17 protein-coding genes, 4 pseudogenes and 1 riboswitch are annotated in these 22,954 nt (G+C 36.2%); of the genes and pseudogenes, 7 read left to right on the top strand and 14 right to left on the bottom strand.

The features are described from left to right. Nucleotides 1-111: 111 nt before the first annotated feature. Complete coding sequence (locus AC5LXV_RS07865) at nucleotides 112-1,359, bottom strand: enolase C-terminal domain-like protein (protein ID WP_493467891.1); 1,248 nt, start codon at nucleotides 1,357-1,359, stop codon at nucleotides 112-114. A 110-nt stretch (nucleotides 1,360-1,469) separates the two neighbouring features. Beyond that, nucleotides 1,470-2,171: a FadR/GntR family transcriptional regulator gene (locus AC5LXV_RS07860; protein ID WP_493467890.1), complete on the bottom strand. Its 702-nt coding sequence runs from the start codon at nucleotides 2,169-2,171 to the stop codon at nucleotides 1,470-1,472. Between the two features lie 258 nt (nucleotides 2,172-2,429). Between AC5LXV_RS07860 and AC5LXV_RS07855 the strand changes: the two genes are divergently transcribed. Together AC5LXV_RS07855 and idnD are read left to right on the top strand one after the other, a co-directional pair. Beyond that, a complete protein-coding gene (locus AC5LXV_RS07855; protein WP_493467889.1) occupies nucleotides 2,430-3,197 on the top strand; it encodes an SDR family oxidoreductase in 768 nt (255 codons plus the stop codon). Nucleotides 3,198-3,209: 12 nt separating this feature from the next. Beyond that, nucleotides 3,210-4,265, top strand: a complete 1,056-nt coding sequence (gene idnD / locus AC5LXV_RS07850; protein WP_493467888.1) for an L-idonate 5-dehydrogenase — start codon at nucleotides 3,210-3,212, stop codon at nucleotides 4,263-4,265. Nucleotides 4,266-4,338: 73 nt separating this feature from the next. Here idnD and AC5LXV_RS07845 read toward each other — a convergent pair. From AC5LXV_RS07845 to AC5LXV_RS07805, 9 genes and pseudogenes are all read right to left on the bottom strand, one after another. After that, a pseudogene (locus tag AC5LXV_RS07845) lies at nucleotides 4,339-4,574 on the bottom strand (transketolase-like TK C-terminal-containing protein); the annotation flags it as partial. A gap of 225 nt (nucleotides 4,575-4,799) precedes the next feature. Next, nucleotides 4,800-5,018: pseudogene (locus tag AC5LXV_RS07840) on the bottom strand (transketolase-like TK C-terminal-containing protein); the annotation flags it as partial. A 241-nt stretch (nucleotides 5,019-5,259) separates the two neighbouring features. Continuing rightward, on the bottom strand, nucleotides 5,260-7,266 hold the full coding sequence (tkt, locus tag AC5LXV_RS07835) for a transketolase (protein WP_493467887.1): 2,007 nt from the start codon (nucleotides 7,264-7,266) through the stop codon (nucleotides 5,260-5,262). A 116-nt stretch (nucleotides 7,267-7,382) separates the two neighbouring features. Further along, complete coding sequence (gene tal, locus AC5LXV_RS07830; RefSeq protein WP_110423768.1) at nucleotides 7,383-8,333, bottom strand: transaldolase; 951 nt, start codon at nucleotides 8,331-8,333, stop codon at nucleotides 7,383-7,385. A 207-nt stretch (nucleotides 8,334-8,540) separates the two neighbouring features. Further along, on the bottom strand, nucleotides 8,541-8,996 hold the full coding sequence (rpiB, locus tag AC5LXV_RS07825; RefSeq protein WP_493446288.1) for a ribose 5-phosphate isomerase B: 456 nt from the start codon (nucleotides 8,994-8,996) through the stop codon (nucleotides 8,541-8,543). Nucleotides 8,997-9,284: 288 nt separating this feature from the next. Next, nucleotides 9,285-9,521 (bottom strand): FeoC-like transcriptional regulator, encoded by a 237-nt coding sequence (locus AC5LXV_RS07820; RefSeq protein WP_493460423.1) that lies wholly within the window; start codon nucleotides 9,519-9,521, stop codon nucleotides 9,285-9,287. 18 nt (nucleotides 9,522-9,539) lie between these two features. Continuing rightward, entirely contained in the window at nucleotides 9,540-11,858 is a 2,319-nt protein-coding gene (gene feoB, locus AC5LXV_RS07815) for a Fe(2+) transporter permease subunit FeoB (protein ID WP_493467886.1), read from the bottom strand. Next, nucleotides 11,855-12,094, bottom strand: coding sequence for a FeoA family protein (locus AC5LXV_RS07810; RefSeq protein WP_110433973.1), 240 nt, complete (start codon nucleotides 12,092-12,094; stop codon nucleotides 11,855-11,857). The genes feoB and AC5LXV_RS07810 overlap by 4 nt, the downstream gene beginning before the upstream one ends. Before the next feature lie 219 nt (nucleotides 12,095-12,313). Beyond that, nucleotides 12,314-13,124: pseudogene (locus AC5LXV_RS07805) on the bottom strand (HAD-IIB family hydrolase). A gap of 171 nt (nucleotides 13,125-13,295) precedes the next feature. Between AC5LXV_RS07805 and AC5LXV_RS07800 the strand changes: the two are divergent. After that, nucleotides 13,296-13,901: a hypothetical protein gene (locus AC5LXV_RS07800; RefSeq protein WP_493467885.1), complete on the top strand. Its 606-nt coding sequence runs from the start codon at nucleotides 13,296-13,298 to the stop codon at nucleotides 13,899-13,901. Between the two features lie 355 nt (nucleotides 13,902-14,256). Here AC5LXV_RS07800 and clpB read toward each other — a convergent pair whose 3' ends face one another. Beyond that, nucleotides 14,257-16,827 carry an ATP-dependent chaperone ClpB gene (clpB, locus tag AC5LXV_RS07795; protein ID WP_493467884.1) on the bottom strand — a complete coding sequence of 857 codons (2,571 nt, stop codon included), beginning with the start codon at nucleotides 16,825-16,827 and terminating at the stop codon, nucleotides 14,257-14,259. 269 nt (nucleotides 16,828-17,096) lie between these two features. Then, nucleotides 17,097-17,142, top strand: a riboswitch (PreQ1 riboswitch). 2 nt (nucleotides 17,143-17,144) lie between these two features. Between clpB and queD the strand changes: the two genes are divergently transcribed. The 3 genes from queD to AC5LXV_RS07780 all read left to right on the top strand — a co-directional run bounded on the left by queD (nucleotide 17,145) and on the right by AC5LXV_RS07780 (nucleotide 19,400). Beyond that, nucleotides 17,145-17,573, top strand: coding sequence for a 6-carboxytetrahydropterin synthase QueD (gene queD, locus AC5LXV_RS07790; protein ID WP_493467883.1), 429 nt, complete (start codon nucleotides 17,145-17,147; stop codon nucleotides 17,571-17,573). Beyond that, nucleotides 17,570-18,184: a 7-carboxy-7-deazaguanine synthase QueE gene (locus AC5LXV_RS07785; protein WP_493467882.1), complete on the top strand. Its 615-nt coding sequence runs from the start codon at nucleotides 17,570-17,572 to the stop codon at nucleotides 18,182-18,184. The genes queD and AC5LXV_RS07785 overlap by 4 nt, the downstream gene beginning before the upstream one ends. Before the next feature lie 118 nt (nucleotides 18,185-18,302). After that, nucleotides 18,303-19,400 carry a DUF1176 domain-containing protein gene (locus tag AC5LXV_RS07780; protein ID WP_493467881.1) on the top strand — a complete coding sequence of 366 codons (1,098 nt, stop codon included), beginning with the start codon at nucleotides 18,303-18,305 and terminating at the stop codon, nucleotides 19,398-19,400. A gap of 53 nt (nucleotides 19,401-19,453) precedes the next feature. Here the strand turns inward: AC5LXV_RS07780 and pgeF are convergent, their stop codons facing one another. Continuing rightward, nucleotides 19,454-20,227 carry a peptidoglycan editing factor PgeF gene (pgeF, locus tag AC5LXV_RS07775; protein ID WP_493467976.1) on the bottom strand — a complete coding sequence of 258 codons (774 nt, stop codon included), beginning with the start codon at nucleotides 20,225-20,227 and terminating at the stop codon, nucleotides 19,454-19,456. An 8-nt stretch (nucleotides 20,228-20,235) separates the two neighbouring features. Further along, nucleotides 20,236-21,210 (bottom strand): 23S rRNA pseudouridine(1911/1915/1917) synthase RluD, encoded by a 975-nt coding sequence (rluD, locus tag AC5LXV_RS07770; protein ID WP_493467880.1) that lies wholly within the window; start codon nucleotides 21,208-21,210, stop codon nucleotides 20,236-20,238. Between the two features lie 92 nt (nucleotides 21,211-21,302). On the opposite strand from rluD, the pseudogene bamD reads away from it, so the two are divergent. Continuing rightward, a pseudogene (gene bamD / locus AC5LXV_RS07765) lies at nucleotides 21,303-22,025 on the top strand (outer membrane protein assembly factor BamD); the annotation flags it as partial. Between the last annotated feature and the right edge of the window lie 929 nt (nucleotides 22,026-22,954).

Here is a 22,954-nt window from a genome sequence, read left to right as displayed (position 1 = left end):
TAAATTAATCAAATGATTGCAAAATTAGCTAACTCAGTTGTTTATATTTTTTTAAGATTTTGAATATCGATCCGCAAATAATTACTTGGAATTAGCTAACTCAATTAATGATTATGGCCGTGCCGCTGTTCCATCGGGGGTACGGGCGTTTGTCCATGACGGTAATCCACCAATCACTGGAAATTTTTTCGCTTTTTGTTCATCAATATCGATGCCTAATCCTGGTCTATCACTTAGATAAGCATAGCCCTGATCAATTTCAGGACAACCTGGGAACACTTCTCGCAGGTCATCGTTCATTGGGGTGTATTCTTGAATACCTAGGTTAGTAATACTTAAATCAATATGCATATTGGCAGCAACACCTACAGGTGAAATATCACCAGGACCATGCCATGCGGTCCGGACACCATGTAATTCACAAAGTGTCGCTAATTTTTTAGCGGGTGTTATTCCGCCAATCATACTGATATGACAACGGATAAAATCAATTAAATGTTGGGTAATTAGATGCTTATATTCTGCAATATGGACAAAAAGTTCCCCCATTGCAATTGGTGTTGAAGTTTGTTGGCGCATAACATTTAAAAAATCTACATTTTCAGGAGCAACAGGATCTTCTAAATAAAATAAACGATAATCCTCTAAACTTTTTGCCATTTGCAGTGCTGCAATCGGTTGAATTCGTTCATGAACATCATGAATAAATTCGACATCAAAACCAATTTTATTGCGTAGATGGTCAAAAAACTTAGGAATACTGCGCGCATATGCATCAGGATCGAAATAGATACCAGCAGTTTTGTTATGAGGTGAACGTTTAGGGTGAATATTTTTGGCTTTATCATATTGAGTATTGATCAATTTGAGATCTTCAGTGCCAGCGCCACCATACATCCCCATCTGGCAACGAACATATTGATACCCCTCTTCCATGGCGGCGCGAATATTGTCTTCGGCAGCAATAGCATCCCCACCATCACAATGGCGATAAAGAGGAATACCATCACGACATTTTCCGCCTAACAGCTCATAGACAGGCATGTTTGCCATTTTACCTTTAATGTCCCAAAGTGCCATGTCCATAGCAGATACAGCATTATTCATTACTGGACCATTACGCCAATAGCCGCTAACCACGGCTGATTGCCATAAATCTTCGATTCGACGGGGATCTTTACCTATAAGAAATGGTTTAATGTAGTCGTTTATTGCAGCTTCAACTGCAAAAATTCGTTGGGTAAATGTTGCGCAGCCTAGACCATATAGACCGTCTTGGTTGGTTTCAATCTTAACAACAACCAAATCTATTCCACCCGGTGCTGTTAAGATAGTTTTCACATTTGTTATTTTTAACATAAAATCTCCGATGTATACTTGTTTTCCAACTAACTTGTATGACATCGTATCTCGCAAATTAAAAATAACACTATCTCAGATAGTATGCAAGTTTTTTAAATTAGCATTGATCAAACTTCTTCTTTTAGTTTATTAATTGCAACAACATTGGTTTTCATTGCATTATCAAGTGAGAGTTTTGCTGTAATAACATCATGCTCTTTGATGGCCATAAAGACTTTAATATGAGCTTCAATACTTTCGAGTGTTATGCCTAACACTCGATTTAGCTCTTCTAAATAATAATAATACACATCCTTAATAGTATGAATAATATTAATAAATATTTTGTTATGTGATGCCTCTATAATCGCAATATGAAAGTCTAAATCAGCTTGTGAATATTTTTTGTAATCATTCTTATTTATTAACATACGGTTTAGCGCTTCTTCGATTGCTAAGATATCTTGCTCATTAGCATTGATAGCAGCAAGTTCAATACATTTAAATTCAACCGTTTGTCTAAAAACCATCATGTCAGTAAATTCTTCTTGACTTAAATGCATAATGGGTTGATTAATATTCAATATTTTATTCTTATTCAAATTTTTAGAGACAAAAGAACCCATACCATGTTTTGTATAGATAATCCCCAAATCACGTAACTTTTGCACCGCACTACGAATGCTGGTACGACTGACACTAAAAAGATCGGTTAATTCAAATTCAGATGGTAATTTACTCTCTTCAGGCCAGCTTCCATCTAGTATTTTACTTAACATCTGTTCATAGACTGAATCAACTATATTATTTTTTGGAATTGATTGAATCATTACTTTTATCATCTTTTGATTATTATTAATGATATTACAGCTGATTGTTCCTATTTTATCAATGCTTTTAATCAATTCGTTATCAAAATTCTCGATTAATTTTGTAGACTTGATCACAAAATTAATACTCTCTTCTTGATCAAAATAAAAGCTAAATGCATTCTAACAACATCTTGTATGTCATAATACAAGTAAATGTATGACAATGTATCTCGCCAATATTATTAAACATACAACAAATTTTAAAGGACAAATATAATGCATAAATTATTTGATTTAACAGGAAAAACTGCTTTGATAACCGGTTCTGCACGAGGATTAGGTTTTTCTTACGCGGAGGGTTTAGCCTCTGCTGGTGCTAATATTATACTGAGTGATCTTCATCAGGAGCCTCTTAATGAAGCGGTAAATAAATTAAAAGCTAAAGGTTATAAAGTAACTGGTTATGTTATTGATGTTGCTAAAGAAGAACAAATTATTAATGCGTTTAACCTTATGGATAAGGATGGTATTCATGTTGATATTGTCATTAATAATGCAGGAATTCAACATCGACAACCAATGGTTGAGCTCGAATTAAAAGATTGGCAACGTGTAGTAGATATTCATTTAACCGGCACATTTTTAGTTTCACGTGAAGCGGCTAAAAGAATGATCGCCCGTAAATCAGGCGGTAAATTCATTAATATCTGTTCGTTAACTAGTGAACAGGCTCGTCCGACGGTTGCTCCATATACTGCCGCAAAAGGTGGTATAAAAATGTTAACTAAATCAATGGCAGCTGAATGGGGGCAATTTAATATTCAAGCTAATGCGATTGGTCCTGGCTACATTCTAACTGATATGAATGAAGCTTTAATTAAAGATGAAGCTTTTGATAATTGGGTTAAAAATAGTAATCCTACAAAACGTTGGGGTAAAACAGAAGAGCTTATTGGAACAGCTATTTTTCTTGCCGCTCCTTCCTCCGATTATATTAATGGCCAAGTGATTTATGTAGATGGTGGCTGGTTAGCTGTTTTATGATCAAGGAGGAGTATGCAAATGGCTGAAAAACTAAAATGTAACGCTTGTTTTGCTCATAGCAAAAAAGATATCCGTATTAAAGAACGCGAGCTTGTTTATACCTCTAACGATATCGTTGTTAAAGTTGAAGCTGGTGGTATTTGTGGATCAGATATTCATTATTATCAAGAAGGTCATGCTGGGTTATCTGTTCTAAAACATCCCATGGTTATTGGTCACGAATTTGTGGGGAAAATTCACAAAGCACCGATAGATTCTAAATTAAAAGTAGGTCAAAAAGTTGCTATTAATCCATCACAACCTTGCAATAAATGTGATTTTTGTTTAGCAGGCAAACAAAATGAGTGCCCCAACATGCGATTTATGGGAAGTGCTCAATTTAATCCTCATGTTCATGGTGGGTTTTCTGAATATGTTGTTGTATCAGAGGAACAATGTTTTCCTTATGATAGTAGTATTTCACCACAAATTATGGCTTTTTCTGAACCTACCACTGTAGCTATTCATGCGATTAATGTCGCAGGTAGCTTAGTCGGAAAAAAAGTTCTGGTTATGGGAGCTGGTCCTATTGGTGGGTTGATCATCGCCGCAGCAAAAGCATCGGGAGCAGTAGAAATTATCGCATCAGATATTAGTGAGCGATGTCAAAAAATAGCGCTGGAAATGGGAGCCCATAAAGCCATTAGCCCATTAGATAAAGAAATATTTAATGAATTTAGCAAGGATAAAGGTTATTTTGATGTTACATTTGAGGCTTGTGGCGCCGCTGCAGCAATTGAATCAACAGTTGCGGTCACTCGGGCTAATGGTATTGTCGTACAAGTTGGAATGGGAGCTAGTCCTGTCCAATATCCGATTGCGCAAATGTTAGCTAAAGAACTAACGTGGAAAGGATCTTTTCGTTTTATTGATGAATTCGGTATTGCCGTTAAGTGGCTCGAACAAGGGCTTATTGATCCTCGTCCGTTAATCTCTAGTGAGTATCGATATCAAGATGTAGAACAAGCGCTAATCACTGCAACAGATAAAAATATCTCATCAAAAGTCATTGTCACTTTTTTTGAATAAAATAGTAGATAAATTGATTATTATTTTTAGTAAAAAACTCCTAAAAACTTTGATGTCAAAGGAGTTTTTATCATTATTTAATCAATTCTTTCACCTGTTCCACAACATTCTCAACAGTAAAACCAAACTTAGCAAACAGTTGATCTGCTGGGCCTGATTCACCGAAGCTTGTCATACCAATAATTTTACCGTTTAGGTCAACATATTTATAACAGAAGTCACTAATACCTGCTTCAATAGCTAAGCGAGCCGGTACTGATGATGGTAATAGTGATTTTTTATAGGTTTGATCTGCTTATCAAAAGCATCGATTTTTTGATTGTGCCAAGGTGGGAGAAAAATTTAAAATCAAATAATAAACAATAGGTTATAAAATGGCTTTCATTACAGGGAGTTGGATATATAAGTGACTAAAATAATCGATAAATGCGTTTTAAAACTAAAATTAAATTCCTCAAAAAACATAAAATAAGCATATAAAAAAACTCCGCTAAAGTTATTAGCGAAGTTTTATACTATTAAGCAAACTATAATTTATTTCAACAAACTTTTCGCCTGTTCAACAACATTATCAACAGTAAAACCAAACTTAACAAACAGTTGATCTGCTGGGCCTGATTCACCGAAGCTTGTCATACCGATAATTTTACCGTTTAGGCCAACATATTTATACCAGAAGTCACTAATACCTGCTTCAATAGCTAAACGAGCCGTTACAGATGAAGGTAATACTGATTTTTTATAGGTTTGATCTGCTTATCAAAAGCATCGATTTTTTGATTGTGCCAAGGTGGGGGAAAAATTTATAACCAAATAATAAACAATAAGTTATAAAATGGCTTTTATTAATGGGAGTTGGATATATATGTGATTAAAATAATCGATAAATGCGTTTTAAAACTAAAATTAAATTCCTAAAAAACATAAAATAAGCATATAAAAAAACTCCGCTAAAGTTATTAGCGAAGTTTTATACTATTAAGCAAACTATAATTTATTTCAACAAACTTTTCGCCTGTTCTACAACATTCTCAACAGTAAAGCCAAACTTAGCAAACAGTTGTTCTGCTGGGCCTGATTCACCGAAGCTTGTCATACCGATAATTTTACCGTTTAGGCCAACATATTTATACCAGAAGTCACTAATACCTGCTTCAATAGCTAAACGAGCCGTTACAGATGAAGGTAATACTGATTCTTTATAGGCTTGATCTTGTTTATCAAATGCATCGGTTGATGGCATTGAAACCACTCTCACTTTTCTACCCGCTGCAGTTAGTTCATGATATGCAGCAACGGCAAGTTCAACTTCTGAACCGGTAGCAATAAGGATAAGTTCAGGGGTACCGCTACAATCATTTAAGATATAACCACCACGATAAACATTAGCTAATTGCTCTTCAGTACGTTCTTGTTGTTTAAGATTTTGTCTTGAGAAGATAAGTGCAGTAGGACCATCTTTACGTTCAACCGCGTATTGCCAAGCAATAGCTGATTCAACTTGGTCACAAGGACGCCACGTACTTACATTTGGTGTTACACGTAAGCTTGCCATTTGTTCTACTGGTTGATGCGTTGGGCCATCTTCACCTAAACCAATTGAGTCATGGGTATAGACAAATAAAGAACGAATCTTCATTAACGCTGCCATACGGACTGCGTTACGCGCATATTCCATAAACATCAAGAAAGTGGCGCCATAAGGAATAAAGCCACCATGTAGAGCAATACCATTCATAATAGCTGACATACCAAACTCACGTACACCATAGTGGATATAGTTACCAGCTGGATTTGCTAAAATTTCTTTAGAGCCTGACCACATAGTTAAATTACTTGGTGCTAAGTCAGCAGAACCACCTAAGAATTCAGTTAACACTGGCGCAAAAGCTTCAATCGCGTTTTGTGAGGCTTTACGAGTAGCAATAGTTGCCGGATTAGCTTGTAATTTATTAACAAAATCTTTAGCTGTTTGTTGCCAATTGCTTGGTAGATCACCATTCATACGGCGTTTAAATTCTTTGGCTAAATCTGGATAAGCTTTAGCATACGCATCAAAACGAGCATTCCATTCGTCTTCACGTTGTTTACCTTTTGCTTTCGCATCCCATGCGTCATAATACTCTTTTGGAATGTCAAATGCAGGATAAGACCAACCTAATGCTTTGCGAGTTGCTTCAATTTCAGCATCACCAAGTGGCGCACCATGGCAATCATGACTTCCTGCTTTGTTTGGAGAACCAAAGCCGATAACTGTTTTACACATTAATAATGATGGTTTATCAGTCACTGCTTGTGCTTGTTCAACCGCTTGAGCTAATGCTTTCGCATCGTGTCCATCAATACCACGAATCACATGCCAACCATATGCTTCAAATCGTTTGGCTGTATCGTCGGTAAACCAACCTTCGACTTCACCATCAATTGAAATACCATTATCATCATAAAAAGCAATCAGTTTGCCTAATTTAAGGGTACCGGCTAATGAACAAACTTCATGAGAAATGCCTTCCATCATACAACCATCACCCATAAATACGTAAGTATGGTGATCAACAATAGTATGTGCAGGTTTGTTAAATTGTGCAGCTAATGTTCTTTCAGCGATTGCCATACCAACAGCATTAGCAATACCTTGACCTAATGGGCCTGTGGTTGTTTCAATGCCCGGAAGATGGCCATATTCAGGGTGACCTGCGGTTTTAGCATTTAATTGACGAAAGTTTTTTATGTCATCAAGCGTTACGTTATAACCAGTCAAATGTAATAAGCTATAAATTAACATTGATGCATGACCATTTGATAATACAAATCTATCCCGATCAGCCCAATTAGGATTGGTTGGATTATGTTTTAAAAATCCACGCCAAAGTACTTCGGCCATATCAGCCATCCCCATAGGTGCACCTGGGTGGCCTGATTTTGCTTTTTGCACGCCATCCATACTTAATGCTCTTATCGCATTTGCTAGTTCGCGGTGGGATAGTGTGGTTGCATTCATGATAATAATCTCCAAAAATAAATTAATAATTCATTGATTGCCTGCTGTCAACAGACGAATAAAACAGGTTATAGTAAAATTAAAAAGGGGAACTATCTCCCCTCTTTTATTGCTAATTAAAGCAAGGCGCCGATCATATCTTCAAGTTTACCCTGATCGACGGCAAAGGCACGAATTCCTTCAGCTAGTTTTTCAACTGCCATTGCATCACTGTTGTGTTGCCATCTAAATTCAGCTTCTGTCATTAATGCTGGACGTTCAACCACAGTTTGATTTGGATTTAATTTTCGCTCAACTGGTGCATTGGATTGTTGCATTTCTGCCAATAAATTTGGGGAAATTGTTAAACGGTCACAACCCGCCAACGCTAATATCTGATCGACTTTACGGAAGCTTGCGCCCATCACGATCGTTTTATAACCATGTTGCTTATAATAGTTATAAATATTACGAACCGATACCACTCCAGGATCTTGATCGGCAACATAAGGGTCGATTGGTTTTTTAGCTTGATACCAATCATAAATACGACCAACAAATGGTGAAATAAGAAATGCATTTACTTCAGCACAAGCGCGCGCTTGAGCAAATGAAAACAGTAAGGTTAAATTACAGTTAATTCCCTCTTTTTCTAACACTTCCGCCGCTTTAATTCCTTCCCAAGTCGAAGCAATTTTGATTAAAATCCGCGATTTATCAATCCCTTTTTGTTGATATAGTTCAATAATTCTGCGGGCTTTTTCAATACAACCTTGTTTATCAAACGACAATCGCGCATCGACTTCGGTTGAAATTCGACCCGGTACGGTTTTTAATATTTCAGCACCGATATTTACTGCCACTTGATCACAGGCATTAACTAATTGTTGTTCTTTACTGCCACCAAGTTTTTTTGCAGTTTCAACAGCAGAATCAATTAAATAACGATATTGAGGAAGTTGAGCAGCTTTTAAAACAAGGGAGGGATTGGTGGTTGCATCTTCTGGAGAAAACTGTTTAATTGAATCGATATCACCGGTATCAGCAACCACTACGGTTAACTTTTTAAATTCATCTAATTGACTCATACTTCTAATTCCTCTACTACATGTTTTTTAAACATTGTTATAATAACATCTATTAAATAATAAAACGACAGGACATAGTCGTTTCAGTTAAGACTATTTTTATCAAAAATAGTATAAAAACAAGGTACAATTAAAATTAAATATCAGCAATTTTAAACTAGCTAAATTTATTTCAAAAGTAAAACATCTTATAAAATAGTAAGATAATCACTTACTATATAACTTATCATAATAATCAATACGTTGTACTTTTTCGCTTGATCGTCCGCCTTCAAACTCAGATTCTAACCACGCATGAACCAGTTTTTTGGCTAATTCGATACCAATCACTCTTGCGCCCATGGTCATAATGTGAGCATTATTACTCTTTCTTGCTCGTTCGGCTGAAAATACATCATGGCATTGTGCGGCACGAATGCCGGGAACTTTATTTGCAGTGATTGCCATTCCAATTCCCGTTCCACAAACTAAAATACCTCTATCATGTTTTTTATCTTTAATCGCATAAGCAACTGCATTTGCCACATCGGGATACAATGAATTAGTTGCTTGTTTATCACTACTATAATCGACCGTTTCAATTCCTAGTTGTTTTAAATATAGTACAATACTATCCCTGAATTCGAATGCAGCATCATCCGCACCAATTGCTATAGGCTTCATATATTCTCCTTCACGCGCTAAAATGAACATAAGTTCATATTAATATCATTTGTTATTTTGAGGTATAAATAAATTTATTTTTGTGACATAGATCTCAAAAAAGATATTCAAAGAAAAAAATTATTGGGCTTTTTTACGCAACAAAAAAGTGAAAATTAGGTAAAAATTAAGGAGTGAAATAAAAAAAGTAATAAAATTTAATCAAAGGTTAATGATTAACACATTTGATACATCAACAATAATTCAAACTTATCAATAGAATTAATGGTGATCACTTTAAAGGTTAACTTACTCAATCCACACATAATTAGGATAAACGGTCAAATGACAACTAATGCATGCCGAACACTGCTTGCCTGCACATGTTAATAAATCATTATTAACTAATTTAATCACTCCTTTTTTCACCCAAAAATTAAGCATAGGTTCGGTGGCGCTTGCCGATAAACGAAAGTGACGAGCCACATCTTGCAAATTGACTCGTCCTTTTAATTGAACATAATCGCGGATAGAAGTTATTAACATATTAATAGATACTTAACGCTATTCACAACAGGCCGATTGTTTATGTGATTTTGCTGTAGGTAGCTGGTGTTGATTGAAGCATGGCAAACTCCCAAGTTTACGCATAATGATAAATACCAAAATAACCAATAAACCGATACCAGTTAACCAATAAAGCGCTGATGGCGATTGGCCTAATAAACTAAATTGGTAATATATCGTTGCACATAACCAACCGACGACAAATGTCCAAACCGCGACAAACATCATCCATTTTAGCCCTGCCTCACGATAAATCGTGCCCAATGCTGCTGCACACGGGGTATAAAGTAAAACAAAAATAAGATAAGCAATGGCAGATGTCGACGTAACAAATGAACTGCTTATTTTAGATATCGTACTTGAATCGACGGACAATTGATTTTGTACGCTTTTCACATCTTGATTGATGCTAGACAAGCCAAGCGGATCACCTATTGAACTTGCTAAATCAACAAGATGGTCAGGAATGGTGGCAAAAGCTGACTTAATCCCAGCATAAAACGAAAAATTTTCCTGTTCATGATGATCCATTGAATAAAGGGAATTTAATGTAGCAACCACCGATTCTTTAGCAAAAATCCCAGTAAAGATACCAACGGTTGCTGGCCAATTTTGTTTATCGATTCCCATTGGAATAAATGCTGGAGTGACTTTCTGACCAATAGCTGATAACACCGAATCGTTAGAGTTTTCATGCCCAAAAGAGCCATCAACACCCCATGAGTTTAAGACACTTAGTATTGTCACCATCACCACGATCGCTTTTCCCGCCCGCAAAACAAAGCTTTTCAAACGTTGACAAGTTATTCGCAACATACTACGTAGAGTCGGGATTCGATAAACAGGCATTTCCATAATAAATGGCGTTAATTCACCTTGAAGTAAGGTATTTTTTAAGACGAATCCCGTGAGCATCGCCACAAAAATCCCTAACAGATACAACATAAAAACCACAGTTGAGGCATAATTAGGGAAAAAAACGACAGCAAACAAAGCATAAATCGGTAAGCGTGCACTGCATGACATAAAAGGAATTAAACAAATAGATAAAATACGATCACGTGGGCTATCTAATGTTCTCGTTCCCATAATTGCTGGCACGCCACAACCAAATCCCATTAGCATCGGCACAAAAGCTTTACCAGGTAATCCAATACATCGCATAAAACGATCGACAATCATCGCAGCACGAGCTAAATAACCTGAATCTTCTAAAAACGACAAAACAAAAAACATCGCCGCAATCACAGGAATAAATGTCGACACTGTCGTGATACCATTCCCTAGTCCGTCTGCTAAAATGACTGTCAACCATGATGGTGCATGTAACACATTTAATAGGTAAGCAAAACCATCAACAAAAATGGTACTAAATATGCCATCAAAAAAATCGACAAAAACCGTACCAAAATTAATCGCAACTAAAAACATGGCATACATTGCCAATAAAAATAATGGAATACCGGTTATTCGTCCTAGGGCCAATTTATCTAATTTCTCAGTGATATTAATACTCGCCTCTCGCGGTTTATCGATCACCATTTTGCAAACAGCGTCAATTGTATCGTAACGCGCGCTAGCAAGAGCAACATCTATTTGATTATCGAAATTGATCGATAACAAACGACGACAAGTATCTAACTTTTCGTTTTCGACTAAATCTAATGAAGAATCAGCACCATTAAGCAATGCTTCTATCAATTGCCAACGATTGAATTGATGAATCGCACTTGTTGCAGGTAACTCCGTTAAATAACGATTAAAAATGGTTTGTGAATCCCAACTCAAGGTATCTATTGTTGGTGTCGCGGCTTTTAAATCCTGAGTGCTAATTTCAATTTGCTGATAAAACTGAGTTAATCCCAGCTTTTGTGTCGATGAAATCGCCACAACCGGACAACCTAATACTTTGGCTAATCTGGTAATATTTAACTTCTCACCCATAGCTTGCAATGCGTCAACCATATTAAGCACAATTATCATCGGTACTTGCATATCAATTAACTGAAAAGTTAAATACAAACTACGTTGCAAATTAGTGGCATCAATAACATTAACAATCAAACTATTCTTATCAGTTAACAAAAACTGACGTGTAATAAATTCATCTTGCGCGACGCCTGCGGGATCTGGCTCGATCGAATAAGTCCCCGGCAAATCCACAATATCATAATGTTGATTTTGATAATCAAACGTACCAGACTTATGCTCTACCGTCACCCCTGGCCAATTACCAACACGCTGTTTTGAACCCGTTAACAAATTAAATAAGGTGGTTTTACCACAGTTGGGGTTACCAATTAAGGCAATTTTCATGCAGCAACCTCGACTTCAATAGCAGCAGCCTCATGACGACGCAAACAAAGCAGAAAACCACGAAGATTTATTTCAATTGGATCACCTAATGGCGCAATTCGCATAACAGTCAACTGACATCCGGGGGTCATGCCCATAGCTAAAAGTTTACGACGAAAAGGTAACGATTCAGGTAACAAGCGTTTAATAATAGCCTCTCGTCCTGATGAAAGGTGATCAAGCGTAAATACAGACATCATACTTCCTATCAAATACGGTTGTATTTCAATAAATGCGACATTTTAAAAGATAATGATTCGCATTTTTAGCGCTTAATTGCGAATAAAGTGCAAAAAACTTCTAAAATAAGTGAAAAATAGGAAGTTAATGGAGAAAATCAAAGATTATTTGCATCAATTTAAAAAATTGGTGGATGTTAAGGCTTTAAAAAACTCCATATCATGCATTTGTAGCTTTTAATTAGTTTTGCTTTGTAAGCCTAACATAAGCTGAATAGTTTTCATTACTGCGCTTTCATCATTTAGACCGGTAATAAATTTAGCTACGGCTTTGGTTTCATCGTAGGCATTGCGCATCGCAAAGCTGAAGTCGGCTTGTTCGAGAAGTTCGATGTCATTGATACCATCACCAAAAGCCATGGTTCGTGATAGGTAACTTTTAAAATTTGTTGTAGTTTTTTGATGGTTTTACCTTTGTGGACGTTGCGTTCGGTGATATCTATCCAAGCGGCTTCGGATACTACAATGTAAACGTCGTTATCATAAGGTGATAGGTGGTTACGCGTTTTTGGACATTGACCTTTTTCATCATAAACTGTGATTTTAATAAAATCATCAGTAACGCTTTTAAAATCACTGACCTCAATAATGGTGGCATAAGAACCACGCACTTTTTGTTTTAGATGTGCAGGTAGATCGGATTTAATGACCGCACCTTTTGCAGTACAGGCAATTACAACATGCTCTTGGCTTACGTCCTCAAGTGTTTTGATTATACGTTGACCAAGTTAGTTTTGGATGAAAGAGCGATAGATAAATTCACCTTTATGTTTGATAGCCGTAGCACTATCACCGACTATCCAAATTTTATCGCTATAGTCACCAAAAAGTTCTTCTACGCGTTCGCACTATTTGCCTGTGCAAGCAACAAATTGCACATCTTGTTTTGCCATTTGTTCATATACTTGGGTAAATAAAGCTCGATCATAGTCGCCTTGATTGTTTAAGAATGTTCCACATCTAAATCAGTAATAATCAGCTTAATCATGCTCGCTTCTTTTGGGGTTGTTAATCGAGTTTATGTTTATTCTGCCCAATTATTCTAAGACATGCAATATAGTGTATTGGCAATATCTGGTTGAGATTAAAATAAATATTTATTTGAAATTTAATAATTTTTTATTAGAATATATTTTCAACATAATTAAAAGGATGATTTATGACAAATGTAACCACCCAAAATAAGAAGAGTTTTAAAATTAAGATGATTTTAATCGCTGCTATAATTTTTATAGTTTTTGTGGCTATTTTTGGGTATTGTAACAAGGATGATACTGATAAAAAAGCAACTCCTGAAATCCAATATCCTCAAGATCAAACTACGTTGATTGAAGCAAGTAAAACTGCTATGGATAAAGCTATAAAAGCTAATAATGATATGCAAAAAGACAGTGCCCTAAGAGAGAGAAGCGAGGCGATTTGTGACGGTATCACTAATTTGTCAGTTAAGGATTGGATAGGAACTATTAAGAAGATTGATTTGCATTCTGATGGTTACGCTGTATTAGAAATTGAAATTGCCAAAAATATATATGTTAAAACTTTAAATAATGCATTATCAGATAAGTTCCATAAAACATTACTTAAACCTGATACTCCTCTATTTGATAAAGTTGCTAATATGAAAAAAGGTCAACAAGTTAAGTTTTCTGGTAAATTCTTTAAAGATAACGAGACCTGTATTTTTGATTCAAGTCTAAGTTTTGATGTTAAGTTAACAGAACCTAAGTATATTTTTAGATTTTCTGATGTAAATCCGTTGTAATATAAGCTTTTTTTAATTATTTAAAATAATCCTGAAAAGTAATGAAGTGCCCCCATAAAGTTAGACACTTTTATTAAATAGCTTATAAGGCCTGATTTCGATATTTAACCGGAGTCAGGCTTTTTATATTCTGAATCTTATATCAGTTAGTCTTTCTTAACCTACCTATAAGTCAATTTTAATAAACCTTCAAAAACCTTATTCTGCAATTCGTTATTCAAATAGATGCGATTGATTTCATCTTTTAAATGTAATAAATATAAAGGCTATAGAAAAAAGCCTGAAATGACTTTTCAGGCTTTTGAGTTTATTAATATATTGGGGTATTCGACCACACATCATCAACTATATAAAGTTATTGTTTTGCCACAATATTACCATTATCTAGGTCGAGATGAATCTTTTTACCTGGAACCAATTTGCCAGATAGAATCTGTTGCGCGAGTGGGTTTTCAATCTCTTGTTGAATTGCACGTTTTAACGGTCTTGCACCATAAATTGGGTCGAAGCCAACTTTGGCAAGTTGTTCAAGTGCAGCGTCAGAGATATCCATTTCATATCCACGTTCATCTAGGCGTTTTTCAACATGTGCTAATTGTATTTTGGCAATTGCTTTAATGTTTTCTTGGCCTAGTGGGTGGAATACCACTGTTTCATCAATTCGGTTGATAAATTCCGGTCTGAAGTGTTTGGTTACCACTGTCATGACTAAAGCTTTCATTTCGTCATAACTAAGTTCAATTTGACCTTGAATGAGGTCTGAACCTAAGTTAGAAGTCATGATGATTACCGTGTTGCGGAAATCGACAGTTCGACCTTGCCCGTCGGTTAGTCGTCCATCATCCAATACTTGTAATAAGATATTAAATACATCGGGATGAGCTTTTTCGACCTCATCAAGGAGGATGACAGAGTATGGTCGACGTCTAACCGCTTCAGTTAAGTAACCACCTTCTTCATAACCTACATATCCAGGAGGCGCACCGATTAAGCGAGCCACAGAATGTTTTTCCATAAATTCGGACATATCGATTCGAACCATGGCATCATCGCTGTCAAACATGAAGTTAGCCAATGCTTTAGAAAGTTCAGTTTTACCAACTCCGGTTGGTCCTAAGAATAGAAAAGATCCAATCGGTTTGTTCGGATCAGATAGCCCTGCCCGACTACGACGAATCGCATTAGCTACGGCAACAACGGCTTCGTCTTGACCAATTACACGTTTATGTAAAGCATCTTCCATATGAAGTAGTTTATCTTTTTCGCTTTCAAGCATTCTTGATACAGGAATACCCGTTGCTTTAGATAGCACTTCGGCAATTTCGTTATCGGTGACTTTGTTACGCAATAACTTCATGGTTTTGCCTTCTAACTGTGTTGCTGAAGCCAGTTTCTTTTCTAACTCGGGAATTTTACCGTATTGTAATTCGGACATCTTGTTTAAATCACCGATTCGGCGAGCCTGTTCTATCTCGGTACGCGCTTTTTCCAGCTCGGCCTTGATATTTTGAGTGCCCGAAAGTGCAGCCTTCTCTGACTTCCACTCTTCTTCAAGTGATGCATAATCCTTTTCTTTTTCAGCAAGTTCATCATTTAACATCTCTAGTCGTTTTTTACTTGCATCATCAGACTCTTTCTTGAGCGCTTGTTGTTCAAGTTTGAGTTGGATAATACGCCTTTCAAGTCGATCCAATGACTCTGGTTTTGAGTCCATTTGCATACGGATGCTTGATGCAGCTTCGTCAATTAAGTCAATGGCTTTATCTGGTAACATACGATCAGATATATAACGATGCGATAAGGTTGCCGCAGAAACAATTGCCGGATCAGTAATTTGTACATGGTGATGCAGTTCATAACGCTCTTTTAAGCCACGTAAAATAGCAATCGTGTCTTCAACGGTCGGTTCCGCCACATAGACTTTTTGGAATCGGCGTTCTAATGCCGGATCTTTTTCAATATATTGACGATATTCATCAAGCGTGGTTGCCCCAACGCAGTGAAGCTCACCACGTGCTAAAGCTGGTTTTAACATGTTGCCGGCATCCATCGCGCCGTCACTTTTACCTGCACCAACCATAGTGTGTATTTCATCAATAAATAAGATGATACTACCTTCAGATTTGGCGATATCTTTTAGTACGGCCTTTAAACGTTCTTCAAATTCACCACGGTATTTTGCACCGGCAATTAGTGCACCCATATCTAGGGATAATACGCGTTTGTTACGTAAGCCTTCTGGTACTTCACCGTTAACAATTCGTTGTGCTAATCCTTCAACGATAGCCGTCTTACCAACCCCTGGTTCACCAATTAGCACTGGATTGTTTTTGGTTCGGCGTTGTAAAACTTGTATTGTACGGCGAATCTCTTCATCACGACCAATAACCGGATCAAGCTTGCCTTGTTCGGCGCGTTCTGTTAAATCTATGGTGTATTTTTTAAGTGCACCACGTTGCTCTTCAGCATTAGGATCATTCACGTTATCATTCCCTCTTACTTGATTGACAGCTTGACTAAATTTTTCTTTGGTAACACCCGCTTTTTTCAGGATATCCGTTAGACTACCTTTTTCGTCTAGTGCCGCTAATATAAATAGTTCAGACGAAATATAGCTATCGCCATTTTTTTGCGATAATTTGTCACAAAGATTTAAGGTTCTAATAAATTCTTGTGATGGGATAACTTCGCCACCAATACCTTTAACTTGTGGTAAACGTTCAATTGCTTGATTCAGTTCTTGTTGTAGTACCTGAACATTAGCGCCTGACGCAGCTAGTAAGGGAATTATGCTGTTACCATCTTGGTTTAACATGGCTGATAGCACATGTACAGGCTCTATATATTGATTGTCTTTACCTAATGCGATTGATTGTGCATCAGCTAAAGCTTGTTGAAACTTGTGTGTGAGTTTATCTAACCTCATATTATTCATCTCCTAAGCAATAGATTTGGTTTAAATGTATAAAACATTCAATCCATTTGCATAATCACTAAATAAGTGTGGAAGAATAAATTTCAAGAGCTGATTAACAATATTTTTGATGATTTTTTAAAAGAAAAACGCTGTTATTTTACTCGCACCTTGGCAAAAGATAAAGTGATTTGAAAAATCATCAATTAATCAGTTATGTTGACAAAATTTAGATGACACAATGGTTTTTATCCTTTATATTGGCCGCGTTTTTAAGTTAACTAACCGTGGTTCGTGATCCATCCCACGTAAAAAAACTAGGAATATGTATGTTTAAAATTGCTAAAGAATTTCAATTTGATGCCTGTCATATGTTAGACGGGCATAATGGAAAATGTCATAACCTTCATGGGCATACCTACCGTTTATTAGTCGAGATCAGCGATGAACTTATTACCCATGGTTCAAGTGCCGATATGGTAATGGATTATGCTGATCTAAAGTTGATTGTAAATCAACAGATTGTCGATCAGTTAGATCATGCTTTCCTTTATCATCAAGATAGTGCTAATGAATGTCAAATCGCTACACTTTTACAGCAGATGCAACGTAAAGTTTTTGCTTTTCCTTGCCGTACCACTGCCGAGGGGATGAGTAAGTTTATTTTCGATCGTTTGTCACATTTTTTGCCAGTATCGATGATTAAGCTTTGGGAAACACCAACCTCTTATTGCGAGTATCAGCGGAGCGAAAAATGATTGAGTATCGCATTGTTGAAATCTTCGAATCTTTACAGGGCGAAGGTTATAACACCGGCATGCCTGCTATTTTTATTCGTTTTGCGGGGTGTAATTTAAATTGTAGTTGGTGCGATACTAATTTTCGTCAGTTTAAACGCCTTACTTTAGATCAATTAATGGCTATAGTTGGGCAATTTAACAGTTCTAATATTATTATCACTGGTGGCGAGCCTACTATGGTTAGAGATTTACCCTTACTGTTATCTCGGTTAAAGCAAGCTGGTTACTATATTGCTATTGAGAGTAATGGACTGGGTAAGGTCGACCCTTTGATTGATTATATCGCATTGAGCCCGAAATTTTGTTATCAAAGTCGTTATCATAAAATTGTGCAACCGACGGCAAATGAAGTGCGAATTGTCGCAGAGAAACAGACAGGATTTATCGATTTTTGTTACTATATTGAGCAGCATATTCAAGCTAAGCGTTATTATTTGTCGCCTTGCGAAATCAATGGCGAGATGAATATGTTTGATACCATAGAGTTGTTAGGTCTGATTAACCATAATCGTGTTGATAATAAGTGGCTGTTAAGTTTGCAAACGCACAAGTTTGCTAATATTGAATAATCTTTTACGATTAACGACTAAATATAAAAAAGCAATCTTATCCATAAGTTAGGCTTTAAAATTTAATAAGATAGCGTTATTATTTGCCAATATTTTTTTATTAGTAATAGTAATAGTGATGTTTTATCGTGTTTTAGTCGGCTTATTATTCATATGTGTTTATTCAGCGCATGCCAATGCATCGGTTGAGTTTCATCATGCTGATTGGCATATAACTTGTGACAATACGTTAACTTGTTATGCGGTGGGTTATGCCATTAATAATGATGATGCCTTTGTCAGCAAAGCAAATTTGCTCCTCATTCGTCACGCAGGTGAAAAACAGTCTATCGATGGGGTAATCAAGATAAATGTTGATTACCCTAGCGGTACGCAGGTGGATTTATTGATTAATGATCATCAATATGGGCCATTAACATTTGACAACTATCAATATAAACTTAATGAAAATCAAGTTAATGTAATTATTAATTCACTAAAAAGTGTAGATGATGTTGTGATGTTGGTTATTGAAGATCAAAAGATTAATTTGTCCGCAAGAGGTTTTAATGCCACTATGTTAAAAATGGATGATGTGCAAGGTCGGGTTGGGACTGTTGGGGCTATTATTAAAAAAGGTGCTAAAGATGAGTCAGAGGTTTATCCGGCTGCTGCTATACCCGTGATAAATAGAGCTGCGATCTCCAATTCCTACGAAGCTATGCCAATAACTTATACCCAACTGTTAGAGCAATTTCCTCATTTTCCTGAAGTTTATATGAATAAAGGCGCTGGAGAGGTTGAGGAGTGTGATGCGCTTGATGAGTTAACCGGAAATAAAACTAACAACTTTTTTGTTGATAACGATTATTTGCCTAAACTTTTTAATTTAGATGATAATTATCAATTGCTTGAAGTACTCTGTTCAGCGAGTACGACCAGAAATCAATCGAATGCGTATTGGTTGGTTAACAAGTCCAACGGTGATTCTTCAAATCAAGAACTTAAACTCATTACTCGCCATGGCATGAACTATAATAATGGTTTAATAAATGAGGAACCATGCCTAGATTTAGGTTTTGACGGAGATGGATACATTCCTACTGCTGTTTTGCAATGGGATGGTGCTGACTTTGTTTTACGCGAAAAAAACACTGTTAGTGGCGATTATTCGCTAGCTGGCGGTAAATGGATTTTACCACTGTTTATTAGCCATCACGAAGAAGATAATGAATAGATATCTTGGTTCAAGTTACAATATCAAAGCTGGTAATGATTATCACCGTTGGTTTAATGTTTTTCAAACCAGATCATAGTTGCCATTCTTCCCGTTTTGTTTTCTCGACGATATGAGTAGAACAGATCTCGCTCGGTATAGGTGCAATAATTACCACCATAAATTTGCGTTATGCCGATAGCATTTAATCGCTGTTTAGCTATCATATACAAGTCGGCAAGATATTTTTGTTGTTTGCCGTCAATTAATTTGAATGCATAATGCGCATTGGCATCCTGTTCTTCAAACTGTCTTTTAACTTCAACCCCTACTTCAAATTTTTGTGCACTAATTGCGGGTCCTAGCCAGACAAGAATTTCATTGGTCTCACATTGAAATTTTTTCGCGGTTTCTTCCAAAATACCATGACATAATCCTCGCCAGCCAGCATGTGCTGCCGCAACTTGATCGCCTTGGAGTGAACAAAAAAGTACAGGCATGCAATCGGCAGTTAATACCACGCTAACCTGATTAACTTGACTAGTATACGAGCCATCAGCTTCAAATCGTTCCGTGCTGCCTATCATCCCTGTTGGTGGTTTTAATTGTATTTCTGAGATATCCAGTACGGTTGTACTATGGGTTTGATTTAACCAATAAGGTTCGCTTGGAATTTTTTCAGATTTTATTAAACGACTGCGATTTTCGACGATATTGTTTAGCTCATCTCCTGTTCGACTGCCTAAATTAAGACTATCAAAAGGAGCAAGGCTTACCCCTCCACTTCGAGTGGAGGTGAAAGCGCGAATATTACTAGGTGCAGGCCAATAAGGATAGATAGATTTAATCATAATAATTACCAATCAAGTTCATCTTTATGAAGTTCGGTATCTTCTTGTAACGCATGGATTAATTTTAACATATCATCAGGTATTGGCGCATGCCACTCCATTAATTCGCCAGTGAGCGGGTGATATAAACGTAACATGGTTGCATGTAAAGCTTGACGATCAAAATCACGTAACGTTTGGATAAAAGAGTCACTCGCACCTTTTGGTGGCCTTGGTCGTCCACCATAAAGTGGATCGCCGACAAGAGGATGGGCTATATGTGCCATGTGCACCCTAATTTGGTGAGTACGACCAGTTTCAAGCCTTAACCGTAATCGAGTATGAAGTCGATATTTTTCCATGACTCGATAATGAGTGACGGCAGGTTTACCTGTAGGGAACACCGCCATATGGGTTCGTTTGGTTGGATGACGTGTTATCGGTTGGTCGATTGTTCCACCTGCGGTAATTATACCCATTGCCACTGCTTCATATTCACGGGTAATTTCGCGCAATTGTAGCGCTTCAACTAAGTGTGTTTGTGCTTCTATGGTTTTAGCTACCACCATAAGTCCTGTTGTATCTTTATCTAGGCGATGAACAATACCCGCTCTCGGCACTCGAGCGATGTCAGGGTAGTGATAAAGTAATGCATTTAATACCGTGCCATTTGGGTTACCTGCTCCTGGATGAACAACGAGATCACGGGATTTATTGATAACCAAAATATGATCGTCTTCATAGACAATATTTAATGGGATATTTTCAGGTTGATGAAAAGTTTCTTCTTCAACTTCAACTTCAATGGTTATTTTTTCACCGCCCAATACTTTTTCTTTGGGTTTATTTATAATATTATTGTTAACCAATACTTTGTTGTTAATAATCCATTCTTTAATTCTTGACCTTGAATAATCAGGAAAAAGCTCAGATAAAGCCTGATCCAAACGCATTCCAAGTTGTGTTGGTTCGATATCAGATGAAAGTTTTAACTTATACATGTGTAATTTATCTATTTTAAGCTGTTATGTTTTAGAGTATTATATACTAATCATTGCCTTTAATGTTTAATTATATTTTGGATTGAAATCGAATGAAACTGCGTTTACATACTTTATTAGTCATCGCTTTAAGTAGCGTACTAATTGGCTGTACAAGCTCAAAGCCTGATGTTGAAAGTGTGCCAGAAATTGAGCTATACAATAAAGCTAAAAATGAGCTTGAAGGTGGCAATATAAAATCCAGTATTACTGTTTTAGAGACTATCGATAAAAATTATCCTTTTGGACCTTTTTCTCAACAAGTTCAACTTGACTTAATTTATGCTTATTATAAAACAGCTGATTATCCTTTAGCCATTGCATCAATTGACCGTTTTTTAAAATTAAATCCAATCCATCCTAATATTGATTGGGTGATTTATATGCGCGGTATTAGTAATATGGCTCAAAGTGATAATACTATTCAGGGTTGGTTTAATGTTGATCGCTCAGATCGTGATCCTGAATTTGCAATGGCTGCATTTAAAGATTTTACCTATTTAGTTTCTAGTTTTCCAAATAGTTCTTATGCTGCTGATGCGAAAAAACGTTTGATCTATCTGAAAAATCGTATCGCGCAATATGAGCTAAAAGTTGCTCAATATTACACCAAACGTGGAGCCTATGTTGCGGTGATTAATCGCGTAACACAAATGCTATCATTGTTCCCAGATACTGATGCAACAAAGGCCGGGTTACTGTTAATGCATAATGCGTATAATGAATTGGGCTTGACTGATGAGAGCCAAAAAGTCGAGAAGCTTATTCAAGCTAACCTTGATAATATGCCAGTTGAAGAGAAAAAATCCTACTTTTCTCGCTTTTTAAGTGTATTCAATGGTGGGTAATTGTTAAATCAAGGTAGATAAATCCCTTATTTATGATTTATAAATCAATGGCTATTTAATTGTAAATAGCCATTTTTTTTACTCTTGTTCTAAGTATTATTGAGTTAAACTATTTTCTTTCAAAGACTAAACGGTATTCTTGAACATTAATATTTGTCGAACATTCGGCTATTATCGTTGAGGCAGTTTTTTAGCAGATAGTAAAGTAAATTCTGACTCTATAACATATTTAGATAAATATTGTATAAATCCAATATATTGTTGATTATCTTTTTTCGATAATAGTGGAATTATTGTATCTACCATTAACATTTCGATTGGTGTTTTTTCAAATTGCAATATAATGTTTTGGGAATATCCACGAGGTAAATATGCCTTAAAAACAATAATCTGCTTCAATGTTGACTATTGGAAAACTGCTTTGAGTTAATATGATCACTTATATTTATGCCATAGGGCGTTAACTCAATCGTCATATTTTTACGTAATGCTTTAACTATCAGCAAGCCCAAATAGGCAGCCAAATAAAACGCAAATCGCCATAGTGGCATCCGAAAAGACAATCATAAATCCAGAGTGAGTGAATAAATATAAATACTGTATAAATAAAAAGCAAATTACACCACATGCAACAATAAATGCTATCGTTAGCATTGAACACAACAATAATATAGTAGAACGTTTGGTTAGACAGTGAAATTGAAATTGTTACATTTTTTACTTAGCTTCAATTATATAACTTATAGAATATCCTTTCCTATTCTATTACTTATTTAGTAATTAAGTGGTCGAAATCAGTAATTCATCTACTAATAATTCACGCTTGATAAAGCATATAACGTTTGTAAAACAAGTCA

The sequence above is a fragment of the Gilliamella sp. LMG 34359 genome (genome assembly GCF_984569085.1).
The sequence above is the reverse complement of the archived record's forward strand: the minus strand, read 5'-3'. Positions and strand labels throughout refer to the sequence as shown.